Genomic DNA, 18,051 nt, shown 5'->3' with positions numbered 1-18,051 from the left:
GAGATCGACCGGTCATCGGACCCGGACACGACCACCCAGCTACCGGCTTCACTGATCGCGGAGAACGACCACCCGCTGGCGGGCCCCGAGCCGACGACGCGGCTGGACCTGCCGCCGGCGCGGGGTGAAGGCTCGACCCAGCCACAGCCCTATCCGCGCCGCCCCGGGCACCAGCCGACCAGGCCGCTGCCGCAGGCGACGACCCCGCTCACCCGGCGGCCGCCCGCCGCGCCGGTGCAGAGTCCCCTGATCGAGCAGCCGGAACCGGAGACCGTCGAGAACGAGGTCGGCGGCTTGGTGCCGACGGTGAAGCAGAACCCTTCGGGGCGTTCGAACCTTTCGCGCCGGCTGGACGGCATCTAGTCCCCTCACGCGCTATGAAAGGTCCTTTCCTTGCAAAATTTGCAAGGAAAGGACCTTTCATAGCATTGGGGGCACCCACCTCAGGCGGTTTGGATCACCCGATCGATTTCCTTGATCGCCGCACCCCCGCCGTAAGTCGCGTTCGACAGCATCGCGACGTCCAACCCCTCGGACGGGTAGTGCCGCATGAGCGAGCAGACGCCGACGTTCCCGCCGTCCTTGTAGTAGTTCCGCACCGAGCCGTCCTGGTCCAGGACGAATTCGAGCCCGAAGCCGTACCAGACGCCGCTGCCGTGAAGCACCTGTGGCGTCAGGAACTCCTTCGTGCGCTCAGGGCTCAGGAGTCGTTCCTCGCGGATCGCTCGCAGAAGCCGGACGAGGTCGCCGACGGTGCAGTACGCACCCCCATCGGGTGAACCGATCGGCGGGTAGCTGAAGATGTTCTGCTTCCAGCCGGTGATCCGCTCGCCGTCGAGGATCGGGTCCCAGCCTTCGGCGACCCTCGGCTGCGGGTCGCGCCGGTCGAAGAACCCCGATTCGGTCATCCCCGCACGATCGAGCACGGCATCCCGGACATGGTCGCGATACGACGTCCCGGTGATCCGCTCGATCACCAGCCCGGCGAGGACGTACCCCGAATTGCAGTACCGGCAGCCCTCGCCCGGTGCGAAATTCGGTGCCCGGTAAGCGAAATTTGGCAGATGGTCACGCGTTTCGACGACCGAATACACCGGCTTGTCGACCCACAGCGCCTCGTAACTCTCGCCCGCTTCCTCGTCGGCGTCGTCGGCGATCCCGGAGGTGTGCGTGAGCAGATGCCGCGTCGTCGCCTCCGGCGCGATCGTCGTGCCGCCGAGGTCGAGGAGCTCGCCGATCGGACGGTCGAGGTCCAGCCGTCCCTCGTCGGCCAGGCGCAACGCGGCGAGCGCGGTGAGGACCTTGGTGACCGACGCGGTGTCGTACCGGATGTCCGGCGCGTTGGGCACCGACCAGCGGCGGCTGGCCAGACCGTATCCGCGTTCGAAGAGCGTCTCGTCACCACGCCGGATCAGCACGACCCCCGAGAAGCGGTCCGCCCCTGCGCGTTCGGTCAGCCAGGTGTCCAGTTCGGCGAAGTCCATTCGCCGAAGGTAACGACGGCAGGCTGCCGAGTCGCGCGAGTTCCGATGGCCGGAACGGCTACTTCGGGCGAGTCTCGAGCTTGAGCCGCAGCGCGAGCCCGGCCTTCACCGCGAGCATGACGGGCTTCCACAGAAGGCCGCGGTGACGGTCCGCGAGATAGCGGTACGCGCTTTCGTGGTGCGCGCGCAGCATCTTCGCCGAAGCCTGCGAAGTCGAGTGGCCACCGATGTGCATGACGCTGGACGAAGGCGCGTAGACGTTCAGCCAGCCCGCACGGGCCAGCCGATCGCCGAGGTCGACGTCCTCGAAGTACATGAAGTAGCGCGTGTCGAAGCCGTCGACCGAGTCGAAGGCCTCACGGCGGATCAGCTGGCAGGAGCCGGAAAGCCAGCCCGCCGTGCGCTCGACCGGGGTGCCGGTCTCCTGGCGGTACTGCCGCGTCCACGGGTTGCCCGGCCAGATCTTGCCGAACGCCGCGTGCCCGATCCCGCGGCCGAACGACGGCAGCAGCCGGGCCGACGGGTAGACCGTGCCGTCGAGATCGTGGATGAGCGGCCCGAACGCGCCACCGCGCGGCCAGCGCCCGGCGACCTCCAGCAGCGCGTCGAGCGAACCGGGCTCCCATTCGAGGTCCGGGTTCACCACGACGACCCAGCCGTAGCTGTCGTCGAGTTCCGCGACACCGCGGTTGGCGGCCGTGCCGTAACCGACGTTCTCGCCGATGCTGAGCAGCTTGACGTTGTCCCGGCGGGCGGCCTTCTCCGGAGCGCCGTCCGTCGAGTCGTTGTCGGCGACGACGACCTGGACGTCCCGGTCCGTCGCCTTCTCGAGCGTGTCGAGGAACTTCTCGAGGGTTTCGCCGGGGAAGTACGTCACGGTCACGACGGCGATCCCGTCGCCGTAGCTGGGGTGCTCAGTCACGCGGCCATTGTCCACCCGTCACCGAACGTGCTTTGCGCCCCCACCCCCTCCAGCGCGATTTGCGCGCTGGCAACAGAGCGTTTCCACCCGACTCCCTTGCGCAGTCATCGGCGGGCAGAATGGGCCGATGCCCGTGCACGCCTTCATCGACGAATCGGTGCGAGATCAGCGATACCTCTTGTGCATGACGCTGGTCGCACCGGCCCAGCTCACGCCCGCACGACGAGTCCTGAGTTCGTTGCTGCTGCCCGGCGGGCGAGAGCTGCATTTCAAGAAAGAGAAGGAACCTCGTCGCAGGCAACTGATCGACCGGATCACCGCTTTGGAAGTCACGACAGCCCTCTATCTGGGCTCATGCACCCGAAAAACGGAGGAAGACACCCGGCAGAAATGCCTTGAACGCGCTGTCACCGACTTGCTCGCCAAGAATGCTCATAGGCTGGTTCTCGATTCGCGAGACCATCGCGATGTCCACGACCGCCGGACGCTCCAGCGAACCCTCGGCTACCGCCCCTCCAAAACCGAGCTCACCTACGAACATCTGAACTCGACCGCCGAACCCTTGCTGTGGATTTCCGACGCCGTGGAATGGTGTTTCGGCGCGAGCGGTGATTGGCGCCGGAGAGCGAGCCGGCTCATCGATTCGATCACCGAGCTTTGAACAGCGAAAAGCCCGTGAGACGACCGTCCGGACGCGTCACGGGCTTTCATACTCGGCCCCACCGGGACCTCGCGCATCAAGCATACCCCATCCCCTGACGCCGTCCTTATCGTTCGCGAGGCCGGTGAGTCAGCCCGCCCGCCGTTGCGCGTGCCGGCGGAAAGCCTTCGCGTAAGCCTCCCGGTGCCGCTCCGCGGTCGTCGCCCACGAGAACTCCTTCGCCCTCAGCTGCGCGGCTTCGGCCAGCTCGGCCCGCCGCGCGGGAGCGTCGAGCAGCTCCGAGATGGCCGCCGCGACGTCTCCGGCGCCGACACCGCAGTACGCGACCGCGTCCCCGCCGACCTCGGGCAGCGAAAGCCGTCGCGTCGTGAGCACGGCGGCCCCGCACGCCATCGCCTCCAGCACCGGCAGCCCGAAACCCTCGCCGAGGCTCGGGTAGGCGACCAGTTCGGAGCCGCCTAGGAACCCGGCGAGCGTGTCGAACGGCAGATAGCCCGCCCGGATCACCCGCAGCCGGTGCGGCACGGCGTCCAGCGCGCGTTCGACCTGCGAGTCCCAGCCCGGCTGCCCGGCCAGCACCAGCGCGGGCGGGTTCGGCCTGCCGATCACGGCGCGCGCGAAGCCGCGGATCAGCGCGGGCACGTTCTTGCGCGGTTCCAGCGCGCCGAGGAAGGCGACGTACGGCGTCTTCCCGAGGCCGACGGCGTCGCGCGCGGCCTCGATTTCGGCGGGCGAGGGCGGATGGAACCGGTCCGGTTCGACGCCGTGGTGGATGATCTCGAGTTCGGCCGTCCGCACCTGGCCGACACGCTCCAGCTCGGCCGCCGTCGCGATGCTCGGCACGACACAGAGCGTCGCGCGGCGAAGCGCCGTCGCGGTCCAGGCGCGGAAGAAGCGCGCCTTCACCGAAGAGTGCAGGACCGCGTCGGTGAAGAAGGTCGCGTCGTGCAGCGTCACCACCGAAGCGGCAGGGCTCGCCAGCGGCATCGTGTAGTGCGGCGAATGGACGACGTCGGCGGAGAGCCGGCGGACCAGCCGGGGCAGGGTCGCCTGCTCCCAGGTCAGCCTGGCCGTCCTGGTCGACGTCGACGGCGAGGTGGGCACGATCCGCGCGCCGGGCGCCAGCCGGTCGTACAGCACCGCGTCCCGCGGCTGGCAGACGACGGTGATCCGGGCGCCGTCCGCGTCCAGCGCCGCGACCAGCGAATCCACGTAACGACCGACGCCGCCCCTGTCCGCGGGGACGGCGGTCGCGTCGATCAGCACGCGAGGGTCATCGGTCACCCTAGGAGGGTACGACTGCGCGTCACCTCCGCGGTGGGGAACCGACAAACTGATCGCGCAGGTGGAGGCCCCAAACAGCGGAAGCGGCACGCTGCCAGGTGAACTCACTCGAACGGCTGAGACCGCTGTCACGCAGCGCCGCCGCCTGCTCCGGATGGCCTAGTACGCCGGACAGCGCGTCCGCAAGCGCTTGCGCCTCTCCCACCGGAACGACGACGCCCGCTCCCCCGGCCACCTCGACCAGGGCCGGGACGTCCGAATGCACCACCGGCACCCCGGCCGCCATCGCCTCGATCAGCGGCAGCCCGAACCCCTCCGCCCGGCTCGGCATCGCCAGCACCGACGCGCCCCGCAGCACGAACGCCAGTTCCGCGTCGCTCACCTTCCCCAGCAGCCGGACGTCGGCGCCGTGCTCGCGCGCCAGCGCCACCGGGTCGATCCCGCCCCAGCCCGGCTGCCCGGCCAGCACCAGCGGCACCCCGATCCGGCCGGCGGCCTCGATCAGCACGTCGACGCCCTTGCGCGGCTCGATCGTCCCGACCGCGAGCACGTACCGCTCCGGCAGCGCGACCTCGGCGAACTCGGTGTGCGACCGGACGCCGTGCGGGATCACGCGCACCGGCACGGACACCGGCACCAGCGCGGCGAGCTCGTCCGCAATCGCTTGCGTGGGCACCGTCAGCGCGGTCGCCCGGGACGCGGCCCGCGTGATCACCGCCTTGTGCCACGCGACGCCGCGCGGGGTCAGCGTCCCGGGATGTGTCCACGGCACGGTGTCGTGCACCGCGACCGACAGCGTCCGCCCCTTCGGCACCCGGGCGGGCGCGAGCGGCGTCGGCGCGTGGACCGCGTCGCCACCCGGCCACCACGGCAGCCCCAGCTGCCAGGCCGCGATCAGCGCCCGCGGCGGGATCGGCAGCACCCGCGGCCCGTCGACGCCCTCGACGACGGCGGCCTCGGTGTCGGCGTGCCGCGCGACCACGCTCGACACCGTCCAGCCCGCCGGTGCGGTCTCGGCGAGCGCCCGCAGCAGCTCGCCGGTGTAGCGGCCGGTCCCGCCGGGGACCGGCGCCAGCAGCTGCTCGGCGAGCACGACCAGTTCGGGCATGGTCTCTATTCTCTCTGGCATGACCAGCACCACCGTCGTCGTGGTCACCTGGCGCGGCGCCGCGCACGTCACCGCCTGCCTCGACGCCCTCGCCGCGCAGTCCCGCGCACATCGGACGCTGGTCGTCGACAACGCCTCCGACGACGGGACGGCCGCGCTCCTCGCCGCCCATCCGTCGAAACCCGAGGTGCTGCGGCTGCGGCGCAACACCGGGTACGCGGGTGCCATGGCCGCCGCGCTGGACAAAGTGGACACGCCGCTCATGGCGTGGCTGAACGACGACGCCGCGCCGACCCCGGGATGGCTCGCGACCTGCGAAGACACCCTCGAAAAAGCTCCGCTCGCCGGCGCCGTGAGCGCCCGGCTCACCCTGGCCGACGGCACCGTCCAGTCCACCGGCGTCCGCCTGACGGCCGACGGCCACGGCGCCGACCTACCCGAACCCGCCGACGAGGTCTTCGGCTTCTGCGGGGGCGCGGCCGTGCTGAACGTCGAGGCGCTCCGTGCCGTCGGAGGCGTCCCGGCCTCCTACTTCTGCTACTACGAGGACACCGACACCGCCTGGCGGCTGCGGCTGGCGGGCTGGGACGTCGTCGGCGCCGAAGCCGACGTCACCCATCAGCACGGCGCGAGCACCCGGCCGGGTTCGGTCCGGTTCCACCTGTGGAACGAACGCAACCGCCTGCTGACCCTCCTCCGGTGCGCACCGGGACAGGTGGCGATCCGCCAGCTGGTGAAGTTCGCCGCGCTCACGGCAGTACTCCCGTTACGAGGGAAACCGCAGGCGCCGAACTTCCGTCTCAGCCTCAGATGCCGGGTCCTGGGCGCCGTCGTCGCCCGCCTGCCGCGCACGCTGGTCGAGCGGCGGGCCATCGGGCGGCGGGCGGCGCTCGACCGAGGCGCGGTCTGGGAGGCGTGGGCGGGCCTTTAAGCTCTGACAGAAGACGGAGATGAAGATCGAGTCCGAGAAGTGCCTCGCAGGAGCCCGCCCTCGGCCGAAGGCCCCGCTTCGCGACGGCAGGGCGCCCCAGCACCAGCGGCGCGGGGAAGGCCAGACGAGCGCCCTGGCGGTGCGAAGCGGTCGCGGGCTCTTCATCGACACCGTCCAATCGAGTGCAGGGAGTACGGCTTTGGCGCAGGGGGAAACGCAACCGGTCGTCTCGGTGATCGTGGTGAACTACCGGGGAGCGGCCGACACCATCACCTGCCTGAACGCCCTCGCTGAACACGATTACCCGAACCTCGAGGTCATCTGCGTCGACAACGCCTCCGGCGGCACCGACGTGGCCGAGATCAGGGCCGCCGCCCCGGGCGCCAAGCTCGTCGAGTCGCCGGTGAACTCCGGCTTCGCGGGCGGCTGCAACCTCGGTGCCCGGCACGCCACCGGCACCGTCCTCGCCTTCCTCAACAACGACGCCCGCCCGGCGCCCGGCTGGGTGGGCACGGCCGTCGCCGAGCTGCGCGCGCAGCCGACCGTCGCCGCCGTGGCCAGCAAGGTCCTCGACTGGGAAGGCACCGGCACCGACTTCGTCGACGCGGGCCTGACCTGGTTCGGCATGGGCTACAAACGCCACGCGGGCAGCCCACTGGCCGACGTCCCCGCCGCCGAACACGAGATCGCCAAGGACGTCCTGTTCGCGACCGGTTCGGCGATGTTCGTCCGCGCCGGGGTGTTCGCCGAACTCGGCGGGTTCGACGAGCGGTTCTTCATGTTCTACGAGGACGTCGACCTCGGCTGGCGGCTGAACCTGCGCGGCTGGCGGGTGCGGTACGTGCCGGAGTCGCTGACCTATCACAAGCACCACGCCACCATGTCCACAGTGGACGCCCCCGACTCCGGCCGCGAGACGTTCCTGCTGGAGCGCAACGCTTTGGCCGCGCTGTACAAGAACCTTTCCGACGAGACACTCTCGCGCGCGCTGCCCGCCGCCCTGGCGCTGGCCGTCCGCCGGGCGACCGCGCGCGGCGACCTCGACGCCACCCGGCTCGACCTCGCCCAGGGCGTCGGCCCGGCCGAAACCGGTCCGGTCGAGGTACCGAGGACGACACTGGCCGGCGTGCTCGCGATCGACCAGTTCGTCGAGCTGCTGCCGTCGCTCGCCGAATCGCGCGCCACCGAACAGGCCGCCCGTGTCCGCACCGACGCCGATCTGCTTCCCTTGCTGCGCAAGGCCTTGGAGCCCGCGTATCCGCTGCCGCGCTATCTCGCCGCACACGACATCCTGGTCGAGACGTTCGGCATCGACGCCCTGTTCGGACAGCGCCGCAAAGTCCTGGTCATCACCGGCGACGCGATCACCGAACGGATGGCGGGACCGGCGATCCGCGCCTGGAACATGTCCGCGACGCTGGCCACCGAGCACGACGTCCACCTGGTGACGGTCAACCCGCTCGCCGACCCGCCGCCCGCGCCGTTCCGGGTCAGCGCGGCGACCCGGCGCGACCTGGAGACCCCGATCGCCTGGGCCGACATCATCGTCCTGCAGGGCCACGTGCTGGAACTCGCGCCCTCGCTCAAGAAGCAGTACGCGCACAAGATCGTGGTCGCGGACCTGTACGACCCGATGCACCTGGAACTGCTCGAACAGGGCAAGGGCGTCCCCGACGACAAACGCGCGCTGGACCTCATCGGCGTCACCAAGGTCCTCGACGCGCAGCTGGAACGCGGGGACTTCTTCCTGTGCGCGTCGGAACGGCAGCGGCACTTCTGGCTGGGCCACCTCGCCGCGATGGGCAGGCTCTCGCCGCGGCTGTACGACGCCGACCCGACCACCCAGTCACTGCTCTCGATCGTCCCGTTCGGGCTGTCCCCCAACGCCCCGGTCCGCACCGGCCCCGGCCTCCGGTCCACTTTGGACGGCATCGGCGAGACCGATCACGTCGTATTGTGGGCGGGCGGCGTCTACAGCTGGTTCGACCCGCTCACCCTGGTCCGCGCGATCGAACGGCTGCGGCAGCGCCGCGGCGACGTCCGCCTGGTGTTCCTCGGGATGAAACACCCCAACCCCGAAGTCACCGAAATGGACATCGGGGCGCGCACGATGCTGCTTTCGGACACCCTCGGCCTCACCGGCAAGCACGTGTTCTTCAACCAGCACTGGGTGCCCTACGAGGAGCGCCAGAACTGGCTGCTGGACGCGAACTGCGGTGTCACCACGCATTACGAGCACGTCGAGACGACGTTCGCCTTCCGCACCCGGGTGCTGGACTACCTGTGGGCGGGGCTGCCGATCGTCACCACCGACGGCGATTCGTTCGCCGACCTGGTCCGCGAGGAACGGCTCGGCGTCGTCGTCCCGGCAGAGGATGTGGACGCCCTGGCCGCCGCACTGGAAAAGGCCTTGTACGACGAGGAGTTCGCCGCGGGCTGCGTCGAGCGGATGGCCGCCGTCGCCCAGCGCTATGCCTGGCCGGAGGCGCTGAAACCGCTGGTGGAGTTCTGCCGGAACCCGCGGCCCGCCGCGGACCGGCTCCCCGGTTCGGACGATCTCGTGGTCACCGCGCCGGTACGGGGCAAGGAAATGCTGCGCCGCGACGTCGACCTGATCCGCGAGTACCTCGCCGACGGCGGGCCGAAGGAACTCGTGCGGCGCGTCGGCGGCCGGGTGGTCAAGGTCGCCAAGCAGAGGCTCGGCCGTGGCTGATCGTCCGTTGCGCGTCCTCCTCGACGGGACCCCGCTGCTCGGTGCCAGGACGGGCATCGGCCGGTACACCGTCGCCCTGTCCGAAGAGCTCGCCTCGATGTCCGAAGTGGACACTCGCGCGGTCGCGTTCACCCTGCGGGGCTGGCGGCGGCTGCGGCATGTGCTGCCGCACGGTGTCCGGGCCCGTGGCATGCCGGTGGCGGCGCGGCTGCTGCGCAAGGCGTGGCTGCGTTCGCAGCTGCCGCCGGTGGAACTGTTCGCCGGGCCGACGGACGTCGTGCACGGCACCAACTTCGTGCTGCCGGGCCGGTTCCGCGCGGCGGGTGTGGTGACCATTCACGATCTGGCCTTTTTGGACGCTCCCGGAGAGCTCGCGCCGAGTGATCACGAGCTGCCGCGGCTGGTCCGGCGCGGCGCCCGGCTCGCCGACGCGATCTGCACCCCCACCAACGCCGTCGCCGACCAGGTCGCCGAACGCCTCGACGTGGATCGCGGCAAGATCATCGTCACCCCGCTCGGGGTGAACCCGGCCTGGTTCACCGCCCGCCCGCCGGACCGGGAACGCCGCGAGGAACTCGGTCTTCCGGACAAGTACCTGCTCTTCGCGGGCGCCCCCGGTCCCCGGAAGGGCCTGCACTGGCTTCAGCAGGCGCACGAGGCGGCGCCGGATCTGCCGGAACTGGTGTTCGTCGGCCCGGGTTCGTTCTCGGTGGGCTCGCGGTCGCGCCATGTGGGCTACCTGTCGGACGTGAACCTCCGCCGGGTCGTCGCCGGGGCCAGCGCGCTGGTGCTGCCGTCGCGCGACGAAGGCTTCGGGCTCCCGGTGCTGGAAGCGCTGGCATCGGACGTTCCCGTGGTGTGCACGGACATCCCGGCACTGCGCGAGGTCGCGGGGAACTGCGCGAGCCTCGTGCCTTACGAGGACGTCGACGGGCTCGTGGAGGCGCTGCGAATGGCCGTCAGCGACCCGCACGCCGTCGCCACTTCGGCCGCGCGCCGCGCCCACGTCGCGAACTTCACCTGGCGCGCGTGCGCCGAACTCACCGTCGCCGCGTACCGCCAGGCCAGTACCAAACACTGACCCCCTGCGTTTCGTCCTCTGGATGCGGTAGTTGGCACCGCGAACTACCGCATCCAGAGGACGAAATGCATAGGAGTCAGGAGGCGAAGTAGGCCTTCAGGGCATCCGTCCAGTCCCGAAGCGGCGTGAGACCGGCCTCGCGCCACGAAGCGTTCGAAAGCACCCCGTACGCCGGGCGCTTCGCCGGACGCGGGAACTCCGCCGTCGTACACGGCTTCACCCGCGCCGGATCCGCGCCGAGCTCCGCGAAGATCGCCTGCGCGAACCCGCACCACGTCGTCGACCCGCCGCCCGTGCAGTGCAGCACCCGCTGCGGCGGGCCTTCGCCTGCCGCGACACGACCGGCCAGCTCCAGCAGCCCGGCGGCGAGATCGCGGGACCAGGTCGGAGCACCGGTCTGATCGTCCACTACGGACAGTTCTTCGCGTTCTTTTTCCAGCCGCGCCATGGTCTTCACGAAGTTCGACCCGGTCTTGCCATACACCCAGGACGTCCGCACGATCCAGGACCGCGCTCCCGACCCGAGGACCGCGTCCTCACCGGCCGCCTTCGTCCGGCCGTACGCGTTGAGCGGCCCCAGCAGATCCGTGACCTCGTACGGCGAAGTCGCGTCGCCGGCGAAGACGTAGTCCGTGGACACGTGGATGAGCGGCACCCCGCGCGACGAACACGCGGCGGCGAGCACCCGGGGTCCGTCGGCGTTCACCGCGAACGCCCGCTCCTCGTCGGTTTCCGCGGCGTCCACCGCGGTGTAGGCCGCCGCGTTGATCACCACCGGCGATGTCCCCGCCGCCCGGGCCCGGTCCGCCAGCTCGGTGACCGCGGCGACGACCTGGCCGGTGTCGCGCACGTTCAGCTCCGCCGACGACGGCGTCGCGGAGTCCGGCGCCAGCGCCGCGATGTCCTGTCCCAGCTGGCCGGATCCGCCCGGTACGAGAACGCTCAGCACTTTCAGGCCCCCGCGCGGTTCTTCAGCGGCTCCCACCACGAACGGTTTTCCCGATACCAGGCGACCGTGTCGGCGAGTCCGTCCTCAAAGGACATTCGCGGCGCGTAACCGAGCTCGGCCGAGATCTTCGTGATGTCCACCGAGTAGCGGCGGTCGTGACCCTTGCGGTCCTCGACCGGCTCGACGCTCTCCCAATCGGCGTCGACGGCGTCCAGCAGCCGCCCGGTCAGCTCGCGATTGGTCAGTTCCGTGCCGCCGCCGATGTTGTAGACCTCGCCCGGCCTGCCGCCGTCGACGACGAACTGGATGCCGCGACAGTGATCGTCCACGTGCAGCCAGTCACGCACGTTGAGCCCGTCGCCATAGAGCGGGACCTTTTTGCCGTCGAGCAGATTGGTCACGAAGAGCGGGATGACCTTCTCCGGGAATTGGTACGGACCGTAGTTGTTCGAGCACCTCGTGACACAGACGGGCAGTCCGTGGGTGCGGAAGAAGGAACGGGCCAACAGATCCGAAGAAGCCTTCGACGCCGAGTACGGCGAATTCGGCTCCAAAGCGTGGTCTTCGGTCCAGGATCCTTCGTCGATCGAGCCGTAGACCTCGTCGGTCGACACGTGGACGAACTTCCCGACCTCGGCTTCGAGCGCGGCCTGCAACAGGGTCTGCGTGCCGAGCACGTTGGTCAGCACGAAGTCGGCGGCTCCGGCGATCGAACGGTCCACATGGGACTCGGCGGCGAAGTGCACGACGAGGTCGATGCCCTGCATCAGCTCGCTGACCAGGGCGCCGTCGCAGATGTCGCCCTTTTCGAACCGGTAGCGCGGGTTCTTGCGGACCGGTTCCAGATTCGCTTCGTTGCCCGCGTAGGTCAGCTTGTCGAGCACGATCAGCTCGGCGTCGGCCAGGCTCGGGTATGCCCCCGTCAGCACCTGCCGGACGTAATGCGAACCGATGAACCCGGCACCCCCGGTGACCAGCACCCGCATCCCGCGACCCTCCCTTGACGACTTCCCGGACCAGCCGAGTGTGTCACGACCGGGGCAACCTTTCACCAGCCTACGGACGTCTAACACCGGGATCAGTAGAGTTGTCCGAGTGGCACGAGTGTGCCCTGGGGAGATTTGTGGAGGACCGCACGTGACCGAGTGGCCCGGGCCACCCATTCCGGCGCGCCGTGGCGGCGTCGCTATGTTCGCCCGCCGCGGGGTGAAGGTCGTGTTCAGCCTGGTCTCGATCACGATCCTGACGCTGACCTGGTGGGGCTGGCAGTTCATCGGCGACCCGTCGCAGGGCTTCGCGACCACGAACATCTTCGAGGACAACGGCCACCCGCCGGCGAAACCGCTGGACGGCGCGATCGACATCCTGCTCGTCGGCCAGGACAGCCGCACCGACGCGCAGGGCAACCCGCTGCCGCGCGAGGTCCTCGACATGCTGCACGCCGGCGTCTCGGACGGCGAGCGCCAGACCGACACGATGATCCTGGTGCACATCCCCCAGAACGGTAAGAAGGCGACCGCGATCTCCTTCCCCCGCGACTCCTGGGTCGAGATCACCGGCGGTTTCGGCAAGCACAAGCTCAACAGCGCGTACGTATACGCCTACAACGACACGTCGAAGACGCTCCAGCAACAGGGCAACTCCGACCTCAAGGACGTCGACGCCAAGGCCAAGGACGCCGGCCGCAAGAACCTGATCGCGACGCTCGAGAAGTTCATCGGCAAGCCGAAGATGATCGACCGGTACGCCGAGGTGAACCTGTCGAGCTTCTACGAGATCACCAAGGCGATCGGCGGCGTCGAGGTCTGCCTGAACGGCCCGGTCAAGGAGAAGAAGTCCGGAGTGGACCTGCCCGCCGGGAAGTCGACCGTCGAAGGGGTCCAGGCGCTCGCGTTCGTCCGCCAGCGGTACGACCTGCAGAACGGCGACCTCGACCGGATCGCGCGGCAGCAGGCCTTCCTGTCCGGGCTGGCGAACAAGGTCCTCTCCTCCGACGTCCTGATCAACCCGGTGAAGATCTCGGACCTGATCGGCGCGGTGAAGAAGTCGGTCGTGCTGTCGGCGGGCTGGGACCTGCCGGAGTTCGCCGCGCAGATGCGCGGGCTGACCAGCGGCAACGTCGAGTTCCACACGATCCCGACGCAGGGTGACGCGACCATCGGCGGCGCCGCCGTGCTCCGGGTGGACCCGGCGCAGGTGCAGGCCGAGGTCGCCCGCCTGACCTCCGACGGCGAAACGGCGCCCACCTCGACCCCGGCCACGCTGCCGGGCGCGGAAGCAGTGACCGTCGAACTCTTCGACGGCTCCGGCTCCCCCACCCTGGCCACCGTGACCCGGAACCTCTTGCAGGGCAAGGGTTTCAAGCTCGCGGCGGACACCAAGCTGAGCACCCGCAACTCGACGGTCATCCGGCACGCGCCGGGCGACGAGGCCGCGCTGGCCCTGATCAAGCAGGTCTTCGGCACCGCGGTGCAGGCCGAGGCGGACCGGGACGTGCCCCCCGGGAAGGTGCGGGTCCTGCTCGGCAAGGACTTCAAGGGCGCTTCCGCGGATCAGGGCGGCGTGGCCACCACGACCCCGCCGAAGTCGCCACCGGCTTCGAAGCCGGCTCAGCCGCCCTCCAGCCCTCCGGCGGCCCCCAGCACGAAGCCGATCGTCGCGGGCAATGTGCCCTGCGTCAATTAATCCCCGGGTACTCAGCGTGGCCGACCTCGCCGTGGCCTAGCCTTCTCCTACGATCGAACCGGCGGGCAGCGCGAGGGAGGTGAACAGGGATGGACAGCGAGGACAAAGCCGTCAACGAACATTCCGAACAGTTGGACGCCGAAGATCCGAAGCCGGAAGAGGCCGTCGCCTCGGACACCGAGAGTGACGAAGAGTCCCGGTTCGTCCCGACGCCGTACCCGCGAAATCACCTTCCCCAGCCGTCCTCTCCGCCGGAGGACGAAGACGAACCGGTCTCGGGTGTACTCGACGTACCCGAACGCCCGCTTCGCCGCGCCGGCCGGTACACCCGCCGGATCGCGATCGGCCTCGTGTCGCTGCTCGCCCTCGGTACGACGGGCTACGCGTACGTCACCAAGGACCGGTTGCAGGACAACGTCCCCACGACGAACGCCCTGAGCAAGGCCGACGATCCCGCCGCGCCGCCCGCCGACGACGGCGCCAACGACATCCTCCTGGTCGGCAGCGACGCGCGGACCGACGCGCAGGGCAATCCGCTGCCGCTCAAGGTGCTCAAGGAGCTGCGCACCGAGGAGAAGGCGGGCGTCAACACCGACACCATCATCATCCTGCGCATCCCGAAGAACGGCGGGAAGCCGTCGGGCGTCTCGATCCCGCGCGACACCTGGACCGACATCCCCGGCCGCGGCCCGAACAAGATCAATTCGGCGTACGGCGTCGCGAAGACCAACTACGCGAACGCACACCGGGGCGAGTCCGACCAGGCGAAACTCGAACGCGATTCCGATCAGGAAGGCCGCAAGGCACTGGTCCAGACCGTTCAGGACCTGACGAAGATCCGCATCGACCACTACGCCGAGGTCAACCTGCTCGGGTTCTACCTGCTGACCGAGGCGCTCGGTGGCGTGAAGGTCTGCCTGAACCACTCCACCGAGGACAAGGATTCCGGCGCGAACTTCCGCCGCGGCGAACAGACCGTCTCGGGCGGCGAGGCGCTCTCCTTCGTGCGGCAGCGGAAGAACCTGCCGCGCGGCGACCTCGACCGCATCGTCCGCCAGCAGACGTTCCTCTCCTCCGCGCTGAACCAGGTGCTCTCGGCGGGCACGCTGACCAGCCCGTCGACGATGACGGGCCTGATCGACGTCGTGCGCCGGTCGATCGTCCTCGACGAAGGCCTGGACCTGCTGGAATTCGCGCAGCAGGCGAGGGGGATCGCGTCGGGTGACCTGACGTTCACGACCATCCCGGTGGTGAACATCAACGGCCGCAGCGCCGACGGCCAGAGCATCGTCGAGATCGATTCCGCCGCGGTGCGGACCTTCGTCACCGGCCTGGTCGGCCGGGGCGGTGGCGGCGGGGCTTCCGGCGCGGCTCCCCTGCTCGCCGCGTCGAGCGTTCCCTGCGTGAACTAGCGTTGGGGGCGTGAGCCTCACCGAACTGCTGCTGCGGCCCGTGCTCGGGTCGCCCGCGAAACCGCTGATCACGCATTACGACGACAAGCAGGGCAGCCGGGTCGAACTGTCCGTGGCGACCACGGTGAACTGGGCCGCCAAGACGGCGAACTGGCTGGTCGACGAATTCGACGTCGAACCGGGCGACGAGGTCGCCGTGGTGCTGCCGTCGCATTGGCAGACCGCCGGTGTCCTGCTGGGCGCGTGGTGGTGCGGCGCCAGGGTGGTGACGGAGACCGCGGGCGCGCGGGTGGCGTTCGTCGCGCCCGGCGGCGTTTCCGAGGCGGCCGCGACGGCCGTCGTATCGCTGCACCCGATGGGTCTCGGGCTGCCCGCCGGCTCCGTGCTCGACGGCGCTCTGGACTACCTGACCGAAGCCAGGCTTTCGGGCGACCAGTTCAGCCCGCTGTTCCCGATTCCCGGTGACACCCCGGCACTCGATTCGTCCACTGTGGATGAAGTGCTCGCCGAGGCTCGCTCCCGCGCTTCCGGTCTGGGCCTGTCCGGCGACGACCGCGTCCTGTCCACTGTGGAATGGTCCGGCTCCGAGGGAATGCTCGCGGGTTTCGTGACGCCGCTCGCGGCCGGCGCGCACCTGGTCCAGGTCACCGACGCGGATCCGGCCAAACTCGCTTCCCGGCGCGAAGCCGAACGGACGACCGCGGATCTCCCCTCCTGAAGTGCTATGAAAGGTCCTTTCCTTGCAAATTTTGCAAGGAAAGGACCTTTCATAGCGTGGGTTCAGGCGTCCTGAAGCTGCTTCGCCTCACGCTTGCGTCCGAAGAGCACGTGATCAAGCGACAGTTTTCCGGCGTTGAAGCCGAGCGCGAGCCCGGCGACCGCCAGGACGAGGACGAGTTCGTAACCGCCCTGACCGGTGAGGCCGTTGTCGAGGTGCACCGAGAGCAGCGCGCCGACGGAGACCACGACGAAGCCGAGGCCCACCAGCGGCGCCAGGAAACCGGCAATGAACAGGATCGAGCCCACGATCTCCACCGCGATCGCGAAGATCGCCGCGAGCGTCGGCAGCGGGATTCCGGTCTGCTCGAAGAACTTCGCGGTGCCGTCGATCCCGTTTTCCCACTTCTGCAGGCCGTGTGCGAGGAAGACCACACCGACACCGATCCGGCCCAGCAGGAGGGCGACATCCTTGAAACGAGCGAACATCGGGTCTCAGCTTTCTGGTCGGTGAATATTCAACTTACCGGGATCACGGTAAGGCACCGGGCGCCCCGAACGGCACCTCCGGAGCGTGATCGACAGGTACCCGACAGGAACCGATCCGGCGGGCGGCATGTCCTCTGTGGAAGGTCGTGGCCGTCATTCCCCCGTACGGCGCCGTTGTTCCGGGCGTCCGACGGGCAAAATCACCTGTGTGATGGATGAACGTCTGATCGGCCTCTGGTCGGACCGCATGCTGTTCCCGAGCGACGTCGAGTCCGCCGAGCTGGCGTTCCGCGGCGACGGCTCCGGCTGGCTCTACTGGTCGAGCTGGAGCACCGAGTTCACGGTGTCGCGCTACACGTGGGCCGCGTTCACGCCGGGCACGCTGGCCCTGAAATTCCATCGCACCGTCAACGGCACGTGGTCGATCGACGACGGCGTCACGCGGCACGACGTCGAATCCGACGAGAAGGAAGAGTCGGTGATCGAGGTCGGCTACCGGATCGCGCCAGGCGAAGATCCGTTCGGCAGCCCGGTGACCCTGCTCTCCCTGGACCGGCCGCTGGACGACCACCTCGCGGGCTCGCGGTTCGCGTGGGTCGAGAAACCGGAATCGCTCAACGACCCGTCCGTCGATGCTCCGCGGCGAGGCCCGTCCAGCCCCCACTGACGGCCAGCAGTTCCAGGACCCGCTCCGCCTGCTCGGCGAACCCGGCCAGATCCGCGTGCAGCAACGCGATCCTCTCGGCGTCGAGCGGGACCTCGTCGTCGGCCCACAGCTCGATCACCGTGCTGACCGTCCACACGAGGAACTGGATGATCCGGATGAACTCGTCCGACGGCTCGTCGACGGCGTCGCGGTAGCCCGTCTCGATCTCGTCGCAGGCCGCGACCAGCTCACGCAGCGGCTTGACGACGTCGGCCGCCGTCCCGTCCCACGCGGCGGACGGCCACATGCGATCCCCGAGTTCGAGCCACAACCGCCAGCCGGCGATCAGCTCGGCCTCGTCGTGCGGCGTCCACGACGCCGGGGCGAACCAGAACATCCTTCGAGAGTGACACCGGCGGCCCATGATCGCCGTACTTCCGTGAAGCATCTCACCGACGCCTGACCTCACACGCGCGATTGGTCACCCACTCGCGAGGCCGAGCGCGGGAGTCGTGAGTGTTTCGGGTCGTTCTAACGACACTTACCACTCACGACCACACCCTGCCGCCCTGATAACCGATCGCCCCGCGCGGGGGCGCGCCTCTAACCTGACGCTGTGCTCGGCACGAATCAGCCCTGGTCGGGCGACGACGAGCAGTTCAACCGCGCCTGCCACGCGCGCTGGCGCGAGCGACTCAACCGAGCAGCGCTCGCCCCCGACGGCGGGCAATGCGGCGGATGTGTCTTTTGGGTCGCCTTGCACGGCCGGCTCGGCGACGACTACGGCGCTTGCACCAGTGCGAAGTCGATCTTCGACGGAATGGTTCGCTTCGAACACGACGGCTGCACCGCTTTCACCGAACGCGGCGACGGATCGTTCGGCTGATCCGTCTCACCCACGCAATTAGTCACCTACTCGCGCGAGCCCCAAGTACATGAAGGCCCCCTTCCTTGCGTCTAGCGCAAGGA

Annotated in this window: 18 protein-coding genes; 10 read left to right on the top strand and 8 right to left on the bottom strand. The window is 69.3% G+C overall.

The features are described 5' to 3' along the window. Positions 1-363 (top strand): hypothetical protein (locus tag ACFWMR_RS37130; RefSeq protein WP_378381776.1); only part of this gene is annotated, 363 nt, incomplete at its 5' end. A gap of 80 nt (positions 364-443) precedes the next feature. Here ACFWMR_RS37130 and ACFWMR_RS37125 read toward each other — a convergent pair. After that, positions 444-1,484 carry a serine hydrolase domain-containing protein gene (locus ACFWMR_RS37125; protein WP_378381775.1) on the bottom strand — a complete coding sequence of 347 codons (1,041 nt, stop codon included), beginning with the start codon at positions 1,482-1,484 and terminating at the stop codon, positions 444-446. A 58-nt stretch (positions 1,485-1,542) separates the two neighbouring features. Continuing rightward, positions 1,543-2,406 (bottom strand): glycosyltransferase family 2 protein, encoded by an 864-nt coding sequence (locus tag ACFWMR_RS37120; protein ID WP_208635971.1) that lies wholly within the window; start codon positions 2,404-2,406, stop codon positions 1,543-1,545. A gap of 127 nt (positions 2,407-2,533) precedes the next feature. On the opposite strand from ACFWMR_RS37120, the gene ACFWMR_RS37115 reads away from it, so the two are divergent. Further along, on the top strand, positions 2,534-3,067 hold the full coding sequence (locus ACFWMR_RS37115; protein WP_378381774.1) for a hypothetical protein: 534 nt from the start codon (positions 2,534-2,536) through the stop codon (positions 3,065-3,067). Positions 3,068-3,196: 129 nt separating this feature from the next. Here ACFWMR_RS37115 and ACFWMR_RS37110 read toward each other — a convergent pair whose 3' ends face one another. Further along, positions 3,197-4,333: a glycosyltransferase family 4 protein gene (locus ACFWMR_RS37110; RefSeq protein ID WP_378381777.1), complete on the bottom strand. Its 1,137-nt coding sequence runs from the start codon at positions 4,331-4,333 to the stop codon at positions 3,197-3,199. 40 nt (positions 4,334-4,373) lie between these two features. Continuing rightward, entirely contained in the window at positions 4,374-5,459 is a 1,086-nt protein-coding gene (locus ACFWMR_RS37105) for a glycosyltransferase family 4 protein (protein WP_378381773.1), read from the bottom strand. Positions 5,460-5,478: 19 nt separating this feature from the next. Between ACFWMR_RS37105 and ACFWMR_RS37100 the strand changes: the two genes are divergently transcribed. From ACFWMR_RS37100 to ACFWMR_RS37090, 3 genes are all read left to right on the top strand, one after another. Continuing rightward, positions 5,479-6,390 carry a glycosyltransferase family 2 protein gene (locus tag ACFWMR_RS37100; RefSeq protein WP_378381772.1) on the top strand — a complete coding sequence of 304 codons (912 nt, stop codon included), beginning with the start codon at positions 5,479-5,481 and terminating at the stop codon, positions 6,388-6,390. A gap of 199 nt (positions 6,391-6,589) precedes the next feature. Next, positions 6,590-9,103, top strand: coding sequence for a glycosyltransferase (locus tag ACFWMR_RS37095; protein WP_378381771.1), 2,514 nt, complete (start codon positions 6,590-6,592; stop codon positions 9,101-9,103). Further along, the gene (locus tag ACFWMR_RS37090; protein ID WP_378381770.1) at positions 9,096-10,184 is read left to right on the top strand and encodes a glycosyltransferase family 4 protein; all 1,089 of its coding nucleotides are present in this window, start codon (positions 9,096-9,098) and stop codon (positions 10,182-10,184) included. Before ACFWMR_RS37095 ends, ACFWMR_RS37090 begins: the two co-directional genes overlap by 8 nt. A 76-nt stretch (positions 10,185-10,260) precedes the next feature. Here ACFWMR_RS37090 and rfbD read toward each other — a convergent pair whose 3' ends face one another. Together rfbD and rfbB are read right to left on the bottom strand one after the other, a co-directional pair. Next, entirely contained in the window at positions 10,261-11,133 is an 873-nt protein-coding gene (gene rfbD / locus ACFWMR_RS37085; RefSeq protein WP_378381769.1) for a dTDP-4-dehydrorhamnose reductase, read from the bottom strand. Positions 11,134-11,135: 2 nt separating this feature from the next. Continuing rightward, positions 11,136-12,119, bottom strand: a complete 984-nt coding sequence (rfbB, locus tag ACFWMR_RS37080) for a dTDP-glucose 4,6-dehydratase (RefSeq protein WP_378276746.1) — start codon at positions 12,117-12,119, stop codon at positions 11,136-11,138. Positions 12,120-12,270: 151 nt separating this feature from the next. Here rfbB and ACFWMR_RS37075 point away from each other — a divergent pair, with 151 nt between their 5' ends. The 3 genes from ACFWMR_RS37075 to ACFWMR_RS37065 all read left to right on the top strand — a co-directional run bounded on the left by ACFWMR_RS37075 (position 12,271) and on the right by ACFWMR_RS37065 (position 15,948). Next, positions 12,271-13,818, top strand: coding sequence for an LCP family protein (locus ACFWMR_RS37075; protein WP_378381768.1), 1,548 nt, complete (start codon positions 12,271-12,273; stop codon positions 13,816-13,818). Between the two features lie 89 nt (positions 13,819-13,907). Beyond that, positions 13,908-15,230, top strand: coding sequence for an LCP family protein (locus ACFWMR_RS37070; protein WP_378381767.1), 1,323 nt, complete (start codon positions 13,908-13,910; stop codon positions 15,228-15,230). A gap of 10 nt (positions 15,231-15,240) precedes the next feature. Continuing rightward, a complete protein-coding gene (locus ACFWMR_RS37065; RefSeq protein ID WP_378381766.1) occupies positions 15,241-15,948 on the top strand; it encodes a TIGR03089 family protein in 708 nt (235 codons plus the stop codon). 62 nt (positions 15,949-16,010) lie between these two features. Here ACFWMR_RS37065 and ACFWMR_RS37060 read toward each other — a convergent pair whose 3' ends face one another. Continuing rightward, positions 16,011-16,436 (bottom strand): DoxX family protein, encoded by a 426-nt coding sequence (locus ACFWMR_RS37060; RefSeq protein WP_093934856.1) that lies wholly within the window; start codon positions 16,434-16,436, stop codon positions 16,011-16,013. Positions 16,437-16,647: 211 nt separating this feature from the next. Between ACFWMR_RS37060 and ACFWMR_RS37055 the strand changes: the two genes are divergently transcribed. Then, on the top strand, positions 16,648-17,103 hold the full coding sequence (locus ACFWMR_RS37055; RefSeq protein WP_378280509.1) for a hypothetical protein: 456 nt from the start codon (positions 16,648-16,650) through the stop codon (positions 17,101-17,103). Here the strand turns inward: ACFWMR_RS37055 and ACFWMR_RS37050 are convergent. Then, entirely contained in the window at positions 17,051-17,479 is a 429-nt protein-coding gene (locus tag ACFWMR_RS37050; RefSeq protein ID WP_378280507.1) for a hypothetical protein, read from the bottom strand. The genes ACFWMR_RS37055 and ACFWMR_RS37050 overlap by 53 nt on opposite strands. Before the next feature lie 219 nt (positions 17,480-17,698). Between ACFWMR_RS37050 and ACFWMR_RS37045 the strand changes: the two genes are divergently transcribed. Beyond that, positions 17,699-17,968 (top strand): DUF3027 domain-containing protein, encoded by a 270-nt coding sequence (locus ACFWMR_RS37045; RefSeq protein ID WP_378381765.1) that lies wholly within the window; start codon positions 17,699-17,701, stop codon positions 17,966-17,968. Positions 17,969-18,051: the final 83 nt, after the last annotated feature.

This window comes from Amycolatopsis thailandensis, from assembly GCF_042723255.1.
In the GTDB taxonomy this organism is placed as follows: domain Bacteria; phylum Actinomycetota; class Actinomycetes; order Mycobacteriales; family Pseudonocardiaceae; genus Amycolatopsis; species Amycolatopsis thailandensis.
This window is presented reverse-complemented; position numbering and strand designations above follow the sequence as displayed.

What these genes read in the sequence shown, in the direction of transcription:
- ACFWMR_RS37050 (WP_378280507.1), bottom strand. Translation starts at nt 17,479, where the DNA reads ATGTTCTGGTTCGCCCCGGCGTCGTGGACGCCGCACGACGAGGCCGAG.
- rfbB (WP_378276746.1), bottom strand. Translation starts at nt 12,119, where the DNA reads ATGCGGGTGCTGGTCACCGGGGGTGCCGGGTTCATCGGTTCGCATTAC.
- ACFWMR_RS37125 (WP_378381775.1), bottom strand. Translation starts at nt 1,484, where the DNA reads ATGGACTTCGCCGAACTGGACACCTGGCTGACCGAACGCGCAGGGGCG.
- ACFWMR_RS37060 (WP_093934856.1), bottom strand. Translation starts at nt 16,436, where the DNA reads ATGTTCGCTCGTTTCAAGGATGTCGCCCTCCTGCTGGGCCGGATCGGT.
- ACFWMR_RS37115 (WP_378381774.1), top strand. Translation starts at nt 2,534, where the DNA reads ATGCCCGTGCACGCCTTCATCGACGAATCGGTGCGAGATCAGCGATAC.
- ACFWMR_RS37100 (WP_378381772.1), top strand. Translation starts at nt 5,479, where the DNA reads ATGACCAGCACCACCGTCGTCGTGGTCACCTGGCGCGGCGCCGCGCAC.
- ACFWMR_RS37055 (WP_378280509.1), top strand. Translation starts at nt 16,648, where the DNA reads ATGGATGAACGTCTGATCGGCCTCTGGTCGGACCGCATGCTGTTCCCG.
- ACFWMR_RS37070 (WP_378381767.1), top strand. Translation starts at nt 13,908, where the DNA reads ATGGACAGCGAGGACAAAGCCGTCAACGAACATTCCGAACAGTTGGAC.
- ACFWMR_RS37105 (WP_378381773.1), bottom strand. Translation starts at nt 5,459, where the DNA reads ATGCCCGAACTGGTCGTGCTCGCCGAGCAGCTGCTGGCGCCGGTCCCC.